This is a genomic window from Micromonospora sp. KC721, assembly GCF_004348355.1.
Taxonomy (GTDB): domain Bacteria; phylum Actinomycetota; class Actinomycetes; order Mycobacteriales; family Micromonosporaceae; genus Micromonospora.
In genome coordinates, this window is record NZ_SMJY01000013.1 from 1 (window position 1) to 14620 (window position 14620).

Consider the following 14620-nt stretch of genomic DNA (forward strand, 5'->3'; position numbering starts at 1 on the left):
GTGGGAGGGAGGGCACCCACCCGTCCGGCCCCACCGTCGCGTCGGCGGCTGCCCGCAGCAGGCGACAACTCTCAGGATGGCTCTGCGTAGCGGTTGACCATCGTGGCGGCGCGGTTGTGCAGCAGGGTGCGCAACGACCGTGGGGACAGGGCTTCCGCGCCGGTGCTGAGCTGCCACAGCGCCCACTCGGCGTGTCGTAGATCCTGGAACGTCACCTCCAGTCGCAGCCAGCCGTCCGCGTCAGGTTCCTCGGCGCGGACGGCCACCGCGGTGTTCAGCAGTTCCTCCCGCCGCCTCGGGTTCACCCGTACCAGCACGGCGATGTGGTCGCTGGACAGAAACTGCGCGCAGCGTTCCCGCCACGCCCGGTCCAGATCGATCCGGGTCGGTCGCTGTGCCGGTTCAGGGAGTTCCTCGGCTGCCAACATTCGCGACAGCCGGTAGGTGCGGTCCGCGCCAGATCTCGTGGCCAGCAGGTAGCCCCGGTCGCGTACGGTGACCAGGCCGATCGGGTCCACCGTGCGCCACTGTGGTGGCTGGCCGGTGGCGGCGTAGTGGATGCGCAGCTTGCGCCCGGCGAGCACCGCCCGTCGAACCTCGATCATCGTTGTGTCGGGGACCTCCTTGTTGGCCAGCCGGCGGGAGAGCAGATCGGTCTCCGGCTCGACGAGAAATCGCTGGACCGCGTCGCTGGCGGTGGCCCGATGGCTCTCGGGCAGCGCGTCGACGACCTTGCGCATGGCCGAAGCGAGCGCCGAGCCAAGGCCGAACACCTGCTCGCCGCGCCCCGAGCCGGCGGTGAGCAGGGCAAGGGCCTCGTCGTGGTTCAGTCCGGTGAGCTCGGTCCGGAAACCGGGCAACAACCCGAAACCGCCGTGCCGGCCGCGTTCGGCGTAGACCGGAACGCCGGCCGCGGACAGCGCCTCGATGTCGCGCAGCACGGTGCGGGTGGACACCTCCAGTTCGCGGGCCAGCGTGTCCGCAGTCAGCCGACCGCGCTGGCGCAGCAGCAGCACCAGCGAGACCAACCGGTCGGCGCGCACGCGGGAACTCTATCGGAATACACGACCAAGGATGTCGTGATTTGCCGGGAGGCTTATCCACACGGCGCCAGGAACGGCTGTGCCGAGCCGGTGGGCGTACGTACTTTCGACGGACCGAATGGAGCTGGTTGTGGCAGTGGAACGAGTGGCGGTAAACCCGTGGACGTGGTCGGTGGAGATGGGATTCAACCAGGGGGAGGTCGTTTCCGGGCACACCCGGACCCTGTACTGCTCCGGGCAGACCGCGATGAGCAGCGACGGCAAGCCTGAGCATGCCGGGGACATGGCCGCCCAGCTGGCGCTGAGCCTCGACAACCTGGAGGCGGTGCTCGCCGAGGCCGACATGTCCCTCGCGAACCTCGTCCGACTCAACGTCTACACCACCGACGTCGATCTGCTGTTCCCGCACTACGGCGTGCTGGCCTCGCGGCTGGGCGCGGCGGGGGTGGCACCGACCACCACGATGCTCGGAGTGACACGGCTGGCGATCCCCACCCTGATGGTCGAGCTCGAGGGAACCGCCGTCGCCTGATAGGACCTCGCCATCCCGCTACTCGTGCCGGTCCAACCGGCACGAGTAGCGGGCAGAGACCGGTGAAGATCGGCCATGTCGCGAAGCCGCGGGCGGACAACGCCGACCGCATGCAGAAAGCCCCCGGTTGTCTTGTCCTCGCTCCCGCGCTCACGATCGTCTACGGCCTGGTCCGGCTACGAGACCGGCCTGGTCGTGCCCGAGCAGAAGGAGCCCGAGCAGTCGCCGATGCCCTGTTCGCTTTCCGATCGGGGTTGCTGGACATCGATCATCGCCTTACGCTGGCCCCGCTTCCTTTTCCTTTCCTCACGGGGTCTTCATGCGCAGAATTCGCAGTCTGCTGAGCGCGCTCGTCGTCGGGACATGCGCCACCGCCGCATTGCCGGGGGTGGCGCTCGCCGTGCCGGCCGCGCCGTACACGGTTCTCACCGTCGATGTCGGGGACCACACCGGGGGATACCCCCTCTCGCAGTCCGGTGTCTACGACACCACCAATGCGACCGTGTCCGTCACGCCGAGTGGGCAGGACCGGCTGGCGGTCAGAGCCTCGCAGTCAGGCTCCTACGTCGACCTCAGCATTGGCCCGCCCACCGGTCAGACGTGGCAGGAGGGCCAGAGCTACCCGGCGGCCCGGTTCGCCGACGCGACGACGGCCAGTCTGGACCTCAACTCGGACCACCGCGGCTGCGGGCATTCCTCGGGATCGGTCACCGTTCGCGAGGTCGGTCGCAACGCCGAGAACGGTCTGGTCGACCGGTTCGCCGCCTCCTACGAGTACAGCTGCGTAGACGCCGCCGGCTCCAGGGGTGTGATCAGCGGCGAGCTGCGCTGGAACTCGGGGCTGGACTACGGGGTGGCCCACGGCACGCCGAACCCGGTTGGTTTCGGCTACCAGGAGCTCGCGGTCCGGAGCGCGGCGAAGACGGTCACCTTCCGCTCGGTCGGCACGAAGCCGATCACCTTCGGCGCGGCCAGCATCGGCGGCCCCACCCCCGCCGCGTTCAGCGTGCTGAGTTCCCAGTGCACGGGCAGGACCCTCGCCCCCGGCGAGACCTGCACGGTCTCCGTCGCGACGCAACCCACGAAGGCGGAGCTGCAGACGGGCAGCCTGCTGCTGGCTGACGACAGTTCCTCGGGCACCCGCCGCGTCCAGCTCTCGGTGGAGGGTTTCCGGGGAGTCACCGGCACCTACTACCCGTTGTCGCCGAAGCGGCTGATGGACACCCGGTCCGGCCTCGGTGCGCCGAAGGCGAAGATCGGCACGGGCCGGAAGGTGGACCTCCAGGTCGCCGGTCGAGGCGGTGTGCCGAGCAACGGTGTCGGCTCCGTCGTGCTGAACGTGACCGTCACCAATCCCACCGCCAGCAGCTTCCTCACCCTCTACCCGGCCGGGGTGAGCCGGCCGACCGCCTCGTCGATCAACTTCCCGAGGAACTGGCTGGGCTCGAACAACGTCACCGTCAAGCTGGGCTCCGGTGGCAAGGTGTCGGTCTACAACCATGCCGGCTACACCGACGTGGTGGTGGACGTGGTCGGCTTCTACGCGGCGAACAACTCGCTGTCCGGTCGGGGCATGGGCGGGCAGTACCACTGGGTCAAGCCGTTCCGGCTCTTCGACACCCGCACGGACGGAGGTGTGCTCCCGGCCGGTTACTACATCCGGAGCTGGGTGAACTTCGGGCAGTACAACTCCAACATCCGGGCGTTGGTCCTCAACATCACCGCGGTCTCGCCCAGGAAGGCGGGCTTCCTGAGCGCCTGGTCCACAGTGGGTGACGTGCCCACCTCGTCCACCGTCAACTACGCGGCCGGCAAGGTCGTGCCCAACCTGGCCTTCGTGGAGACCAGTCCGTGCTACGAAGGCTGCGGTAGCGGCTACGGCGTACCCCAGTTCGGCGTCTACACCTCGCAGACCACGCACATGGTCGTGGATCTGGTCGGTGTGATCGACGACGGCACCGTGCCGGACGGACTGCGGTTCACGCCGATGAGCCCGACCCGGATCGCTGACAGCCGTAGCGCCCAGGGCATTCCGGGCGCGCTCGGGCCGAACGCGACGCGCACGGTCACCGCGCCGCCGAGCATTGTCACCGACGCGACCGAGGTGCTGGCGATGAACGTCACCGCCGTGTCGCCCACCAACAACACGGTGCTCACGGTCTGGCCCGCGGACTACGACATGCCCAGGCCGTCAACCAGCAACCTCAACCCGGTCGCCGGGCAGACCGTGTCGAACGCGGTGATGGGGGTCATCGGCCCGCAGGACGGGTTCCACGTGCACAACCACTCCGGCACCACCCATGTCGTCGCCGACGTGGTGGGCACGTTCTGGCTCTACCCGGGTACGGCCACCCCGACGAGGACCGCCGGTGTGGCCGCGGCGGACACCGATCGGGTCAGGGTGCTCGGTTCGGGGGTCGGTGCGCCGGTTCGCGGCTGAGGCGACGGAAGGGGTGCCCCGGTCGATCGGGGTACCCCTTCGTTCGCCTCAGCCGGTGGCGGTGTGACGGCGGGACGTCAGCAGCCGGCCCACCGCACCGGCGTGACCCGGCCGCCTTCGCGGCGGTCGTTGCGGAATCCGACAATGACGCTCAATGACGCTGGTGTCCGCGATGGCGTTGGCGCCGACGTTCACGCCCTCACCACTGCCGGGCAGGATGCGCGTGGCAGTGCCCCGGGCGACGACCTCATCGCCGATGACCGTCCCGCGGGCGTTGACGTCAGTCACCCAGGCCAGCTTGTCGGGGATCCGTGACCACGAGCCGTTCCGCAGGTCCCACCGCACCCGCACGGAGCTCTGGCCGCCGAGGTCGACCAGGCCGATCGCCCAGTGCCCCTGCGCCGTGTGGACCTGGGTCCACCGTGCGCCCGGCACGGTCAGGGTTTCGACCCGGCCGTCGGGGCGGCGCACCCAGCTGGTCCACGCACCGAACTCCCCGGCGTAACCGACGATGGTGCCGTCCTGGGTGATCCCCGCTGCCGCGGCGTCGGCCGGAGCATCCAGCATCTCGTACGTGCCGGGTCGGGCCGCCGGCCAGCGCAGCGGCGAGGTCCGGCCGGTGTCGACCTCCTGGACAAAGCCGACGATGTCACCGGCCTTGTTGATAGCCTCCGCCATGACGTATCCGGGCGGGGCCGGCAGCAGTTCCAGGGTCCCGTTCCGGTAGGCCCACGGCCGGCTCCGTCCGGTGATCGCGCCGTTGCCGACCACGACGCCCCGGGCGTTGACGTCGGCCACCGAGCCGGCCAGCGATGACTCGATCGTGGTGAGTCGTCCCCGGTCCCAGACCAGCAGCAGCAACTGGTTGCCGTCCTCCTCGATCCGCAGGCCGGTACCGGCGACGAACCGCCCGGTCGGGTCGACGGCATCCGCCTCGCCCCGGTAGGCGTCGGCGGGGAACGGCAGGCTGATGAGGTTGCAGGCGCTGGCGGATCTCGGCGCGGCGGTCGCCGCCCCGGAGGCGGCGACGGCGAAGGAGGCGGACAGCAGACCGGCGACGGCCGCCGTGAGCATCCGGTGTCGAGCAGAGTAGGTCATCGTCATCTCCCCCTGTCGGGCCCGGACCTATCCGGGCGGTGTCATGACCGACTGACGCCCCGGGGGTGACACGGGTTGCGAGCTGTCGTCTGGCGGACATCTCCTTCCGGTGCCGATGCGCTGCCGAGATGTCGGACGGGGGAGGTCGCGCGTAGCCGGCTGAGACGAAGCGGCGGCTGAACCCGGATGTCGGGTCCAGCCGCCGCTCACGCGCGTCGTCTATCGCAGGGCGCGGCGGTCGCGCCGCCCCACCGTTCCGGCGACGAGGGCCACGCCGGCCGCGGCGAGCACCACCTGGATGAGCAGTTCCACGAAGCTGAAGCCGGACGTGCTGACGCCTGCGGCTCGAGCGATCACGGTGCCCAGCAGCGCTGCGCCGACACCGATGAGCATGGTCAGCCAGATCGGGATGTTCTGCTTGCCGGGTACGACCAGGCGACCGAGCGCACCGATGATGAGACCGACGATGAGTGCGCTGATGATGCCGGTGACGCTCATGGATTCCTCCTTGTTACGTGTCGTCCGGATCGATGTTTCCGCTAGGCCGGCGTACCAAACATGACGGTGCTGTGACGCAGGCGGCCGGACGTGCGGCGGCCGGCTGGCGGGCCGTTCGGCCAGGGCCGGCACGGCGTGGCAGCCGGTCGCCCCGCCGCCGGCGGGCAGGACCGCCGAGGTCCGGGGTCATCATGTGAGCCTCTACGTGATGTCGTCGGCGATGCGCAGGATGAGTCTGCGGGACTCTGTCAGGGGGCCGCAATCCCGGCGTGTTGAATCGTTTAACTGCCACCGATCGCGTAGCGTGCAAATCGACGCCTATCAAGATCCGAGGATGTGCGAGGGCGCATTGCTGTCCGAATTGGGAGCGCTCCCAGTCCTGGTCGGCGGTGGGGGTCAGGAGACGCGACCGGCGAAGTAGGCGTCAGCTGTTGGTGACCGGCAGGAAGGGAAAGGCATGAGGATCAGGCACCCCGCCCGCATCGCCGTGGGCGCGATCGCCCTGGCGACGCTGGTGAGCACGGCGATGTTCGCGGCGCCCACCCCGGCGCAGGCGATCTTCGGAACCGCGGACATCAAGCCGATCGAGAGCAACATCGCCGCCAAGTTCTGGGCCTCGGCCACGGCGAGCAGCGGTGCATCCACCGCTCGACTGGCCATCGACGGCGACCCGACGACGTCCTGGTACGCGGACCGCGCCAGCGCCCACCAGCTGACCGTCGATCTCGGCGGCACGTACGACAACCTGCGCAAGGTCAAGGTTCTGTTCCCGGACCGCGGCGCGGTGTACCGGTACGTCGTCGAGGCGTCGTCCGACGGCCAACGGTGGAAGACCATCGCCGACCGGTCCCGCACCCGGGGCGCGTCGCGTGGGGCGGTGCACCTGTTCACCCGCCCGGGAACGCGCTTCGTCCGACTCACGGTCACCGGGGTGTCGGGCCGCGCCAGGGTCGGGATCAGCGAGATCCAGGTCTTCAACTACCTGCGTGACGATCTCATTCTCGGTGCCGACCAGTCCTGGGTGGACGACTACCAGGCCCGGCAGTACTGGGTCGACCCGCTGGCCACCGACCGGGGCGCCGGGCCGCACCTGCTCGACGTGGCCAAGGACCGGGGCATGGAATACACCCGCCTGCGCATCTTCAACGAGCCGCGGAACGAGAGCAACGGCGAGCTGACATCCGTCCCGCGTCAGGGGCCGGAGCGCTCCCTGGCGTCGGCCCGGTCGATCAAGGAACGAGACATGGGTCTCGGAATCGACTTCCACTACGCGGACTCGTGGGCGGATCCGAGCAAGCAGCCGAAGCCGCGCGCCTGGGCCCAACTGGAGTTCGACGACCTGACGCAGGCCGTGTACGACTTCACCGCCGACTACCTCCGTCGGCTGATCGAGCAGGGCACCACGCCGGACAAGGTCGCCGTCGGTAACGAGATCATCAACGGCTTCATGTACGGCGACGAGGCGGCGCTGATCGGCACGACCGCCCCGCCGTACTTCGTCAACCAGGCCGACATCTACCAGTCGAAGCCGGGCGGTGGCCTGCTGTGGCGGTACTGGGGGTCGACGGACCCGGTCGAGCAGCGGCTCTACGACGAGGCGTGGGACCGGTTCACCACTCTGGCCGCATCCGGGATCAGGGCCGTCCGCGACGCGTCACCGCAGTCCAAGGTCGAGATTCACGTGATCGTCGGCACCAACCGGCTTGCCAAGACCATGGAGTTCTGGCACCAGTACCTCACCCGGGTGAAGGCGAAGGGGCAGAACCCGGACGTGCTGGCCATCTCGTACTACCCCGAGTGGCACGGTACGCCCGAGGCACTGGAGCGCAACCTGCACACGATGGCGACGACGTACCCCGACTACGAGATCGAGGTCGCGGAGACCTCCTACCCCGCGTCGGGCGGCGACGGTTCGCCGATGCCGAACTCCCCCTTCCCACGCACCGTCCAGGGCCAGGCCGACGCGATCCAGCGGGTCTTCCAGGCTGCCAACGATGTGGTGAACAACCAGGGCACCGGCGTGTTGGTCTGGGAGCCGGCGGGCTGGCAGACGATGTTCCGGGCCGTTCCCGGCATGACGAACACCTGGGAACCGCACGCGTCGATCAACGTGTTCAACGCCAGCCAGGCCAAGCACATCGTCGAGGACACCGTCTACACGGCCACCCGGGTACGCACCAGACCGGTGCTGCCGCCCGCCGTCCGCGTGCTCACCACCGCGAACGGCACGGTGACCACCAGCCCTGTCCGCTGGCAGGCGTTGCCGGAAGGGGCGACCGACGCGCCGGGCGAGGTGAGGATCACCGGTACGACCGCGGTGGGACCGGTCACCGCGGTCATCGACGTGGTCGGGCGGGACGGTCAGACCAGGAGCTGACGAGGCAACAGGGGTGGGGCGGTGCGCGGCTGACGGTCTGGTGGCGCACACCGCCCCGCCCTGGCGTCCGCTGTCCTGCCGCCCCCACCGACGAACCGACGAACCGTGCACCGCCGCGAACGTCAGGTCGGCCGCCCCCTGACGTTCGCGGAAGCGTGCCGCCGATACCGATGGCAGGTCGGCCGGTTGGGACGCGTCATGGTGGAGCCGCGTGCCTCCGCTCGCTGGCGCAGCCGTGCCGGCGGGTCACTGTGCCGTCGCCACATCCGGCCGCCCCGGCCGGCTCACGCCGTGCTCGGTCAGCGGCAGCAGAGGCCGACGGCGGCGCGCGAGCGCAAGGCCGACGCCGCACCGCCTTGTGGCGGCTGTCGGGTGCCCGCAAACCGGTCGAGCCGGGGCAACCTGCCCGGGCGTACCGATTCGTGGCGGCAGTGCGGTATTCCCATTTTTCCTGACCCGCAGGTGATGTGCGGAACGAAGTCGACACGCTGGCGTCGCAATTAATTGAGTCAATTGTTTCTTGGTGGTGTCAGTCGCTGCCGCCGAAGCCAGTTGAGCGGATCGAAGAGCAGGGAACCCATCGATAGAAGTTATTAAGGCGGAGTTTGTTCGGATCGCTCCGATGGGTCGTTCTGGCTGGTCATATCCCCCTTTGGGTGGCCTGCTCGACCGCCGGAGAAAAATGTCGGTGATCTGTCATTGCCCGGGGATTCCGATCAATCAAAAACTCTGAATACGATGCGGGGGCCCGAATGGAGCACCACCGACAAGGGGGTATCTCTTGAAACCCGTCCTGCAATGGTCCGCAATGGCCGGCCTCACGCTCGCGCTGGTCGTGACCGCTGCGCCCGCCGCCCAGGCGGCGCCCTCCGGAAGCGACCGGAACGGCAACACCACCACCGTCGCCCGCACCAGTGACGGTCGCGCGATCACCAGTGAGGCGGTCGCCAAGGAGGTCGCCGCCTACTGGACGCCGGAGCGGATGGCGAAGGCCGTGGACCTGACCTTCGCGAAGCCCGCGGGCTCCGCGCAGTCGCAGAGCCGTGCGCCGCGGCCCGACGGTAAGGCGGGCGCGGTCGCGCCCATGGCGTCGCGTCTTGCCAGCACCGACGACCTCCGTGTCCAGCTCAACGAGTCGCAGACCGTCGGCAAGGTGTACTTCAACACCCCCGGTGGCGGTCTCGCCTCCTGCTCGGCCAGCACCGTCGCCAGCGGCAAGCGGCGACTGGTCATGACCGCCGGCCACTGCGTGCACCAGGGGCGCGGCGGTCAGTGGTACACGAACTGGCAGTTCGTCCCCCGGTACCGCAACGGGGCCCGGCCGTTCGGCACGTTCGTGGCCTACAGCCTCGCGACCCGTACCGCATGGGCCAGCAGTGGCAGCTTCGACGAGGACATGGGTATCGCCATCATGAACAACGGCGGTATCTACGGTGCGAAGGTCGTCGAGACGGTCGGCGGCAACGGCCTGCGCTGGAACTACGGCTACAACGTCTACGTCACCGCGCTCGGCTACCCGTCCAACCTGGGCGGCGGCGAGAGCCAGTACTACTGCCAGGGCAACACCTGGCACGCCGGCGGTCAGCAGATCCGGATGTACTGCAACATGACCTACGGATCCAGCGGCGGCCCCTGGCTGCAGGAATACAACGACCAGACCGGCTACGGGTACATCAACAGCGTCGTGAGCCACGGTGACAACCCGGGCAACGGACAGTTCGACGGCCCGTACTTCGACAACGACATCAAGAGCCTCTACGACTACGCGGAAAGCATCTCCCCCGCGTAAGTCACAGGTGCGAAGGAAGCCCCGGCCATGGCCGGGGCTTCCCACGCTGTGCCATTTCCACGACGGAGCGAACCGATTACCGACCACCGTTCCGACGGCTTTCCGTCAGGCCGACGACGCCTCAGCCGGCATCCTGCTCGTCCGGCTGGTGAGGCCTGTCGCGGCCTCGGGTGATGACGCTGAACCGGCCGTCGGATTCCATTCGGACCTCGCATACGTCGGCAAGGTCGTCGACGCCCTGCTGACGGAGTTTCCCGTACAACTCCCCGTCGGTGACGAGTTCCCGGCGCATGTTGCGGCGCAGGATCTGCCCGTCGCGGACGAGCAGGAGAGGGCGTGGCCGGATGAGCCGGGCGGCGGCGGGCCAGCGGTAGGCCAGCGCGTCGAGCAGGTACGACCAACCGATGATCACCACCACCAGGAGCACCCCGTCGGTGACCGAGGTGTAGTCGTCGGCCATGCCGTTCTGGGCGGCGTCGGCGATCAGCACGATGACCAGCAGATCCGTCACACCGGTGGTGCCGCTCTCCCGCTTGAGCAGCACCCGCAGCAGGAAGAACAGCGCCAGATAGATGACGCTGCCCCGGACGACGATCTCCAGCGGCGGGCTGTCCGGGGTGAAGATGCGCTTCCAATCGGCCACGGCGGCGGATACCCGCACTTCCGGGTGTCAACCATCCCAGGAACCGGCGGACGCCGTCGGCTCAGCGCAGCCAGGGAACGGAGCGGTCGAGCAGTCCTCGCTGCGTGAGTTCCCGACGCAGCGGAATCTCCCCGTCGACGTACCCATCCCACCCGACACCCCAGTAGTTCGCGGTGGGTGAAGAAGCTGTCGAGAACAGGTGCGGATGGCGTGCGCTCAGCGGAGTTGCGGGAGCAGCGGCAGACGGATCTCGAACGTCGTGCCGACTCCCAGTTCGCTCGCGACGGAGACGGTGCCACCGTGGTCGGCCACGATCTGCCGGACGATCGCGAGTCCCAGACCGCTGCCACCCGTGCTCCGGCCCCGCGCCGCATCCGCCCGCCAGAACCGGTCGAAGACGTACGGCAGGTGTTCGGGCGTGATCCCGGTGCCGGTGTCGGCCACGGTGATCGCCGCCTGCGCTCCGGCCTGGGTGGCGGTCAGGGTGACCGAGCCAGCGGCGGTCGCCCGGAGGGCGTTCGTGACGAGGTTCCCCAACACCTGCCGCAGCCGGTCCGGGTCCGCGTTCACGAGGGTCGGGCCGGCGGCCGACGCCAGCAGGAGCACCCCGGCGGCGTCGGCGACCGCCTGGTGGGCGATCCGGCAGGTCTCCAGCAGCTCGGCGAGGTCCACCACCGAGTGGTGGTAGACCAGGGCACCCGCCTCGGCCAGGGCCAGGTCCTGCAGGTCGTCCACGATCCGTTGCTGCAGTACCGCCTCCTCGTGCAGGGAGGCGAACAGCGCCGGCCCCGGGTCCACCACCCCGTCCTTGAGTGCCTCCAGATATCCGCGAACGTTGGCCAGCGGGGTACGCAGCTCGTGCGCCACGTCCGCGATCAGCCGACGCTGCCGCTCCTCGCCTCGTTGCAGCGAATCGGCCATCCGGTTGAAGGAGCGGGCGAGCACCGCCAGTTCGTCCTGGCCCACCACGGGCACCCGCTCGGTGAGGTCACCGGCCCCGAGTCGGCGGGAGGCGCTGGTGAGCGCTTCGATCGGGCGCAACACCCGCCGGCTGACCAGCAGTGAACCCGCGATCGCGAGCACCGCGACCAGGCCGGTGGCGAGCAACACCGGCCCCACCGCCAGCGGTGGGGCCGCGGCCTCGTCGCGCGCACCGACGTAGACCTCCAGCGTCTGCGGGGCGAACTCGGCGACGCGCTGGCTGAAAGCCTGCCGGAGGCAGCGCGTGAACAGTTCCCCGTCGGCCGGCTCATCAGCCCTCGGTCGTTCCGGGGCCGGGCTGCGGAACACTCTGGGCGAGGCCTCGGGCCCAACACACGCCGACACCGTCTCCTGGTCCGCGCGTTGTACGTGACTGGACGGGGTGGCCACGCAGTGGGGACTGTCGGCGGTGCTGGTCGGGTAGTGCGGCACGCCGTACGGGCCGTCCGTCATGACGACCTCGACGCCCATCCGGGTCAGGCAGGCGGCGTAGTGGACTCCTTGCCGGTAGTGGCCGATCTGGGCCGCGATCTCGTGGACGACGCCGAGCGGTGCTTCCGTCTCCGGCAGGTCCAGCGTTGGCCGGGGGTTCACCGAGATCGGCGGGCCGGTCACCTCGCGAGCACCTCTCCCCTGGAGGTGGTCGGTGTCCACCAGCACCTCGCCGCCCTCGGTGATGAGCCGGATCCGCTGCCCCGTCTGCTGGTGCAACTGTTCCACTACCCTGGTGACGCCCTCCCAGGTGCCGTGCCGCATCCCGTACCCGCGAAGCTTGTCGGTGATCAACGAGGTGATGTTCTGGTCGGCAGTCGCCGACTCGGTGATCTGCTGCGACGCCTGTCGCAGCACCAGCCACGCGGTCGCGGCGGTGGCGGTCACCGCGACGAGCGCCACCAGCGCGAGCACCCGCAGGCGGAAACTCATCGGGACGGCACCTGCTCGGCCAGCCGGTATCCGCGTCCGTAGACGGTCTGCACGTACCGGGGACGGGTGACATCCGCCTCGATCTTGCGACGTAGGTTCACCACGTGCACGTCCACCGTGCGCTCCAGCACGAAGTGGTCGAACCCGAATGCCTTGTCGATGATCTGGGCCCGGGTGAAGACCCGTCCCGGGTCCGCGGCGAGCACCTCCAGGATGCCGAACTCCTTGGCCGTCAGGGTCACCGGCCGCCCGGCCACCCGCACCTCGAACCGGCCCGGATCGACCTCCAGATCGCCTACGGCGAGCACCTTCCGGTCGCCCGCGCCGACCACCCTGGCGCGCCGCAGCAGCGCCCGTACCCGGGCCACCAACTCGCGCGGGCTGTACGGCTTGGTCATGTAGTCGTCGGCACCGACGTCGAGGCCGAGCAGGATATCGTCCTCGGTGGTCCGGGCGGTGAGCAGGAGGATCGGCATGTCCGACTCCGCCCGCAGCCTCCGGCACACGTCCAGCCCGCCGATCCTGGGCATCATGATGTCGAGCACGACCAGGTCGGGGCGGCGGGCCTGGCACTGCTCAAGTGCGGACCGGCCGTCGCCGACCACCAGCGTGCTGTGTCCTTCCCGCTCCAGATAGAGCTGGATCAGACGGGCCTGCTTCGGATCGTCCTCGGCGATCAGGATTCGGGCGTTCATGTCTCATTCTGGCCGGCGGGGGCCGCGGTGGCGGTGAAGAAGTCGTGAAGGCCGCCTCACGATACGTCCCAGCCGAGGCAGCCCGCCGCCCGCGCCGGATCGGGACCCGACGCCGACGACCGGCGCTGTTACCCGGCTGTTACGCCCCGGTGAAGTCGCTGCCGTGAACCGCTTCCATCGTGGACCCGAGGTGCCGCGATGACGGAGGCCGGCACCGAGACGGGCCGGACAAGGAGGAGACAGATGCGGATCAGGAGCGGACTCACGGTGTTGGTGCTCGTGGCCGCCGGGCTGGTCGCCGGTGCGGGTGCCGGCACGGCCGCGAGCACCGGCGCGGCGGCGACCGGGTCGCCGTACTGCGGGATCACCTGGGGCAGTGGGGCGAAGGCGGCCGGCTCGCTGAGCAGCGCCCCACTGGTGGAGGTACGGACGGGCCGGCACGACTGCTTCGACCGGGTGGTCTTCGAGTTCGCCGGTCCGGTGAGCGGCTACACCGTCACCTACGGCGAGACATGGACGGAGGGTGAAGGACTGCCGCTGTCGCCGTACACCGCCGGGGACGAGCTGTTGCGGGTCTCGTTGCAGGCCCCGGCGTACGACGACGGTCACGCCGCCACCGTCCCCTACCGGGTCGGCGAGCACGCGGCCAACGTGCTGCGCCACCGGACGCTGCGCGACGTGGTGTTCGGTGGCAGCTTCGAGGGCTACACCACCTTCGCGGTGGGGGTGCGGGCGCGGCTGCCGTTCCGGGTGGCCGTCCTGTCCGGCCCCGGCGCGCACAGCCGGATCGTGCTCGACGTCGCCCACCAGTGGCAGGAGTGACAACCGGGCGGGCCCGGCGTCGTCCGGGCCCGTCACACCAGCCGTTTCGGCAGGTCAGCAGGGCCTCCAACGGGGCTACGCTCACCGCATGGAAGGCCGGGTGCTCATCGTCGAGGACGACGCCTCCATCCGTGAGGTCACCGCCCTCGGCCTGCGCCGTGCCGGCTTCCGGGTCGACACCGCCGTCGACGGCCGGTCCGGGCTGACCACGTGGCGGGCCCGACCGGTCGACCTGATTGTCCTGGACGTGATGCTGCCGGGCCTGGACGGGTTCGAGGTGTGCCGGGAGATCCGGCGGACCAGCCGGGTGCCGATCCTCATGCTGACCGCCCGGACGGACACCATCGACGTGGTCGTCGGGCTCGAGTGCGGCGCCGACGACTACCTGCGCAAGCCGTTCGACCTGCCGGAGTTGGTCGCCCGGGTCCGGTCGGTGCTGCGCCGGGCCACCGACCCGCCGGCACCGACCACCATCGAGGTCGGTGCGTTGGAGATCGACCCGGCCAGCTTCGTGGCCCGCAAGCACGGGCGGGATCTGGCGCTGACCGCCACCGAGTTCCGGCTGCTGCTGGAGCTGGCCCGCCGGCCGGGGCAGGTCTTCACCCGCGAACTGCTGCTGGAGCGGGTGTGGCAGCACGACTTCCTCGGCGACTCCCGGCTGGTGGACGTGGCGGTGCAGCGCCTGCGCGCCAAGGTCGAGGACGACCCGGCCCACCCCCGGCTGATCCGGACGGTGCGGGGTGCCGGCTACAAGCTGTCACCGGCGTGAGGGAGGTGC

Annotated in this window: 12 protein-coding genes; 6 read left to right on the forward strand and 6 right to left on the reverse strand. The window is 69.6% G+C overall.

Features of this window, described 5'->3' with window-relative positions:
- Positions 1 to 71: 71 nt before the first annotated feature.
- On the reverse strand, positions 72 to 1043 hold the full coding sequence (locus tag E1182_RS04170; protein WP_132261290.1) for a YafY family protein: 972 nt from the start codon (positions 1041 to 1043) through the stop codon (positions 72 to 74).
- 136 nt (positions 1044 to 1179) lie between these two features.
- Between E1182_RS04170 and E1182_RS04175 the strand changes: the two genes are divergently transcribed.
- Both E1182_RS04175 and E1182_RS04180 read left to right on the forward strand, forming a co-directional pair.
- Positions 1180 to 1575, forward strand: coding sequence for a RidA family protein (locus E1182_RS04175; protein WP_132261330.1), 396 nt, complete (start codon positions 1180 to 1182; stop codon positions 1573 to 1575).
- A gap of 319 nt (positions 1576 to 1894) precedes the next feature.
- Positions 1895 to 4015, forward strand: a complete 2121-nt coding sequence (locus E1182_RS04180; RefSeq protein WP_132261291.1) for a choice-of-anchor D domain-containing protein — start codon at positions 1895 to 1897, stop codon at positions 4013 to 4015.
- A 48-nt stretch (positions 4016 to 4063) separates the two neighbouring features.
- Here E1182_RS04180 and E1182_RS04185 read toward each other — a convergent pair whose 3' ends face one another.
- Together E1182_RS04185 and E1182_RS04190 are read right to left on the reverse strand one after the other, a co-directional pair.
- The gene (locus tag E1182_RS04185; protein WP_132261292.1) at positions 4064 to 5113 is read right to left on the reverse strand and encodes a hypothetical protein; all 1050 of its coding nucleotides are present in this window, start codon (positions 5111 to 5113) and stop codon (positions 4064 to 4066) included.
- Positions 5114 to 5332: 219 nt separating this feature from the next.
- Positions 5333 to 5611 carry a GlsB/YeaQ/YmgE family stress response membrane protein gene (locus E1182_RS04190; RefSeq protein WP_132261293.1) on the reverse strand — a complete coding sequence of 93 codons (279 nt, stop codon included), beginning with the start codon at positions 5609 to 5611 and terminating at the stop codon, positions 5333 to 5335.
- Between the two features lie 457 nt (positions 5612 to 6068).
- Here E1182_RS04190 and E1182_RS04195 point away from each other — a divergent pair, with 457 nt between their 5' ends.
- Complete coding sequence (locus E1182_RS04195) at positions 6069 to 7988, forward strand: glycosyl hydrolase 53 family protein (RefSeq protein ID WP_132261294.1); 1920 nt, start codon at positions 6069 to 6071, stop codon at positions 7986 to 7988.
- Between the two features lie 808 nt (positions 7989 to 8796).
- Complete coding sequence (locus E1182_RS04200) at positions 8797 to 9777, forward strand: serine protease (protein ID WP_243706028.1); 981 nt, start codon at positions 8797 to 8799, stop codon at positions 9775 to 9777.
- A gap of 121 nt (positions 9778 to 9898) precedes the next feature.
- Here the strand turns inward: E1182_RS04200 and E1182_RS04205 are convergent, their stop codons facing one another.
- The 3 genes from E1182_RS04205 to E1182_RS04220 all read right to left on the reverse strand — a co-directional run bounded on the left by E1182_RS04205 (position 9899) and on the right by E1182_RS04220 (position 13020).
- Positions 9899 to 10420 (reverse strand): DUF421 domain-containing protein, encoded by a 522-nt coding sequence (locus E1182_RS04205; protein ID WP_132261296.1) that lies wholly within the window; start codon positions 10418 to 10420, stop codon positions 9899 to 9901.
- A 216-nt stretch (positions 10421 to 10636) separates the two neighbouring features.
- The gene (locus tag E1182_RS04215; protein ID WP_132261297.1) at positions 10637 to 12325 is read right to left on the reverse strand and encodes a cell wall metabolism sensor histidine kinase WalK; all 1689 of its coding nucleotides are present in this window, start codon (positions 12323 to 12325) and stop codon (positions 10637 to 10639) included.
- The gene (locus E1182_RS04220; protein WP_132261298.1) at positions 12322 to 13020 is read right to left on the reverse strand and encodes a response regulator transcription factor; all 699 of its coding nucleotides are present in this window, start codon (positions 13018 to 13020) and stop codon (positions 12322 to 12324) included. Before E1182_RS04220 ends, E1182_RS04215 begins: the two co-directional genes overlap by 4 nt.
- A gap of 243 nt (positions 13021 to 13263) precedes the next feature.
- Between E1182_RS04220 and E1182_RS04225 the strand changes: the two genes are divergently transcribed.
- Positions 13264 to 13842, forward strand: a complete 579-nt coding sequence (locus tag E1182_RS04225) for a hypothetical protein (RefSeq protein WP_132261299.1) — start codon at positions 13264 to 13266, stop codon at positions 13840 to 13842.
- Positions 13843 to 13930: 88 nt separating this feature from the next.
- On the forward strand, positions 13931 to 14611 hold the full coding sequence (locus E1182_RS04230; protein ID WP_132261300.1) for a response regulator transcription factor: 681 nt from the start codon (positions 13931 to 13933) through the stop codon (positions 14609 to 14611).
- The last annotated feature ends 9 nt before the right edge of the window (positions 14612 to 14620 follow it).

Excerpts from the sequence above, each read along its gene's own strand:
- E1182_RS04180 (WP_132261291.1), top strand. The coding sequence starts at position 1,895 with ATGCGCAGAATTCGCAGTCTGCTGAGCGCGCTCGTCGTCGGGACATGC.
- E1182_RS04185 (WP_132261292.1), bottom strand. The coding sequence starts at position 5,113 with ATGACCTACTCTGCTCGACACCGGATGCTCACGGCGGCCGTCGCCGGT.
- E1182_RS04190 (WP_132261293.1), bottom strand. The coding sequence starts at position 5,611 with ATGAGCGTCACCGGCATCATCAGCGCACTCATCGTCGGTCTCATCATC.
- E1182_RS04195 (WP_132261294.1), top strand. The coding sequence starts at position 6,069 with ATGAGGATCAGGCACCCCGCCCGCATCGCCGTGGGCGCGATCGCCCTG.
- E1182_RS04200 (WP_243706028.1), top strand. The coding sequence starts at position 8,797 with ATGGCCGGCCTCACGCTCGCGCTGGTCGTGACCGCTGCGCCCGCCGCC.
- E1182_RS04215 (WP_132261297.1), bottom strand. The coding sequence starts at position 12,325 with ATGAGTTTCCGCCTGCGGGTGCTCGCGCTGGTGGCGCTCGTCGCGGTG.
- E1182_RS04220 (WP_132261298.1), bottom strand. The coding sequence starts at position 13,020 with ATGAACGCCCGAATCCTGATCGCCGAGGACGATCCGAAGCAGGCCCGT.
- E1182_RS04225 (WP_132261299.1), top strand. The coding sequence starts at position 13,264 with ATGCGGATCAGGAGCGGACTCACGGTGTTGGTGCTCGTGGCCGCCGGG.
- E1182_RS04230 (WP_132261300.1), top strand. The coding sequence starts at position 13,931 with ATGGAAGGCCGGGTGCTCATCGTCGAGGACGACGCCTCCATCCGTGAG.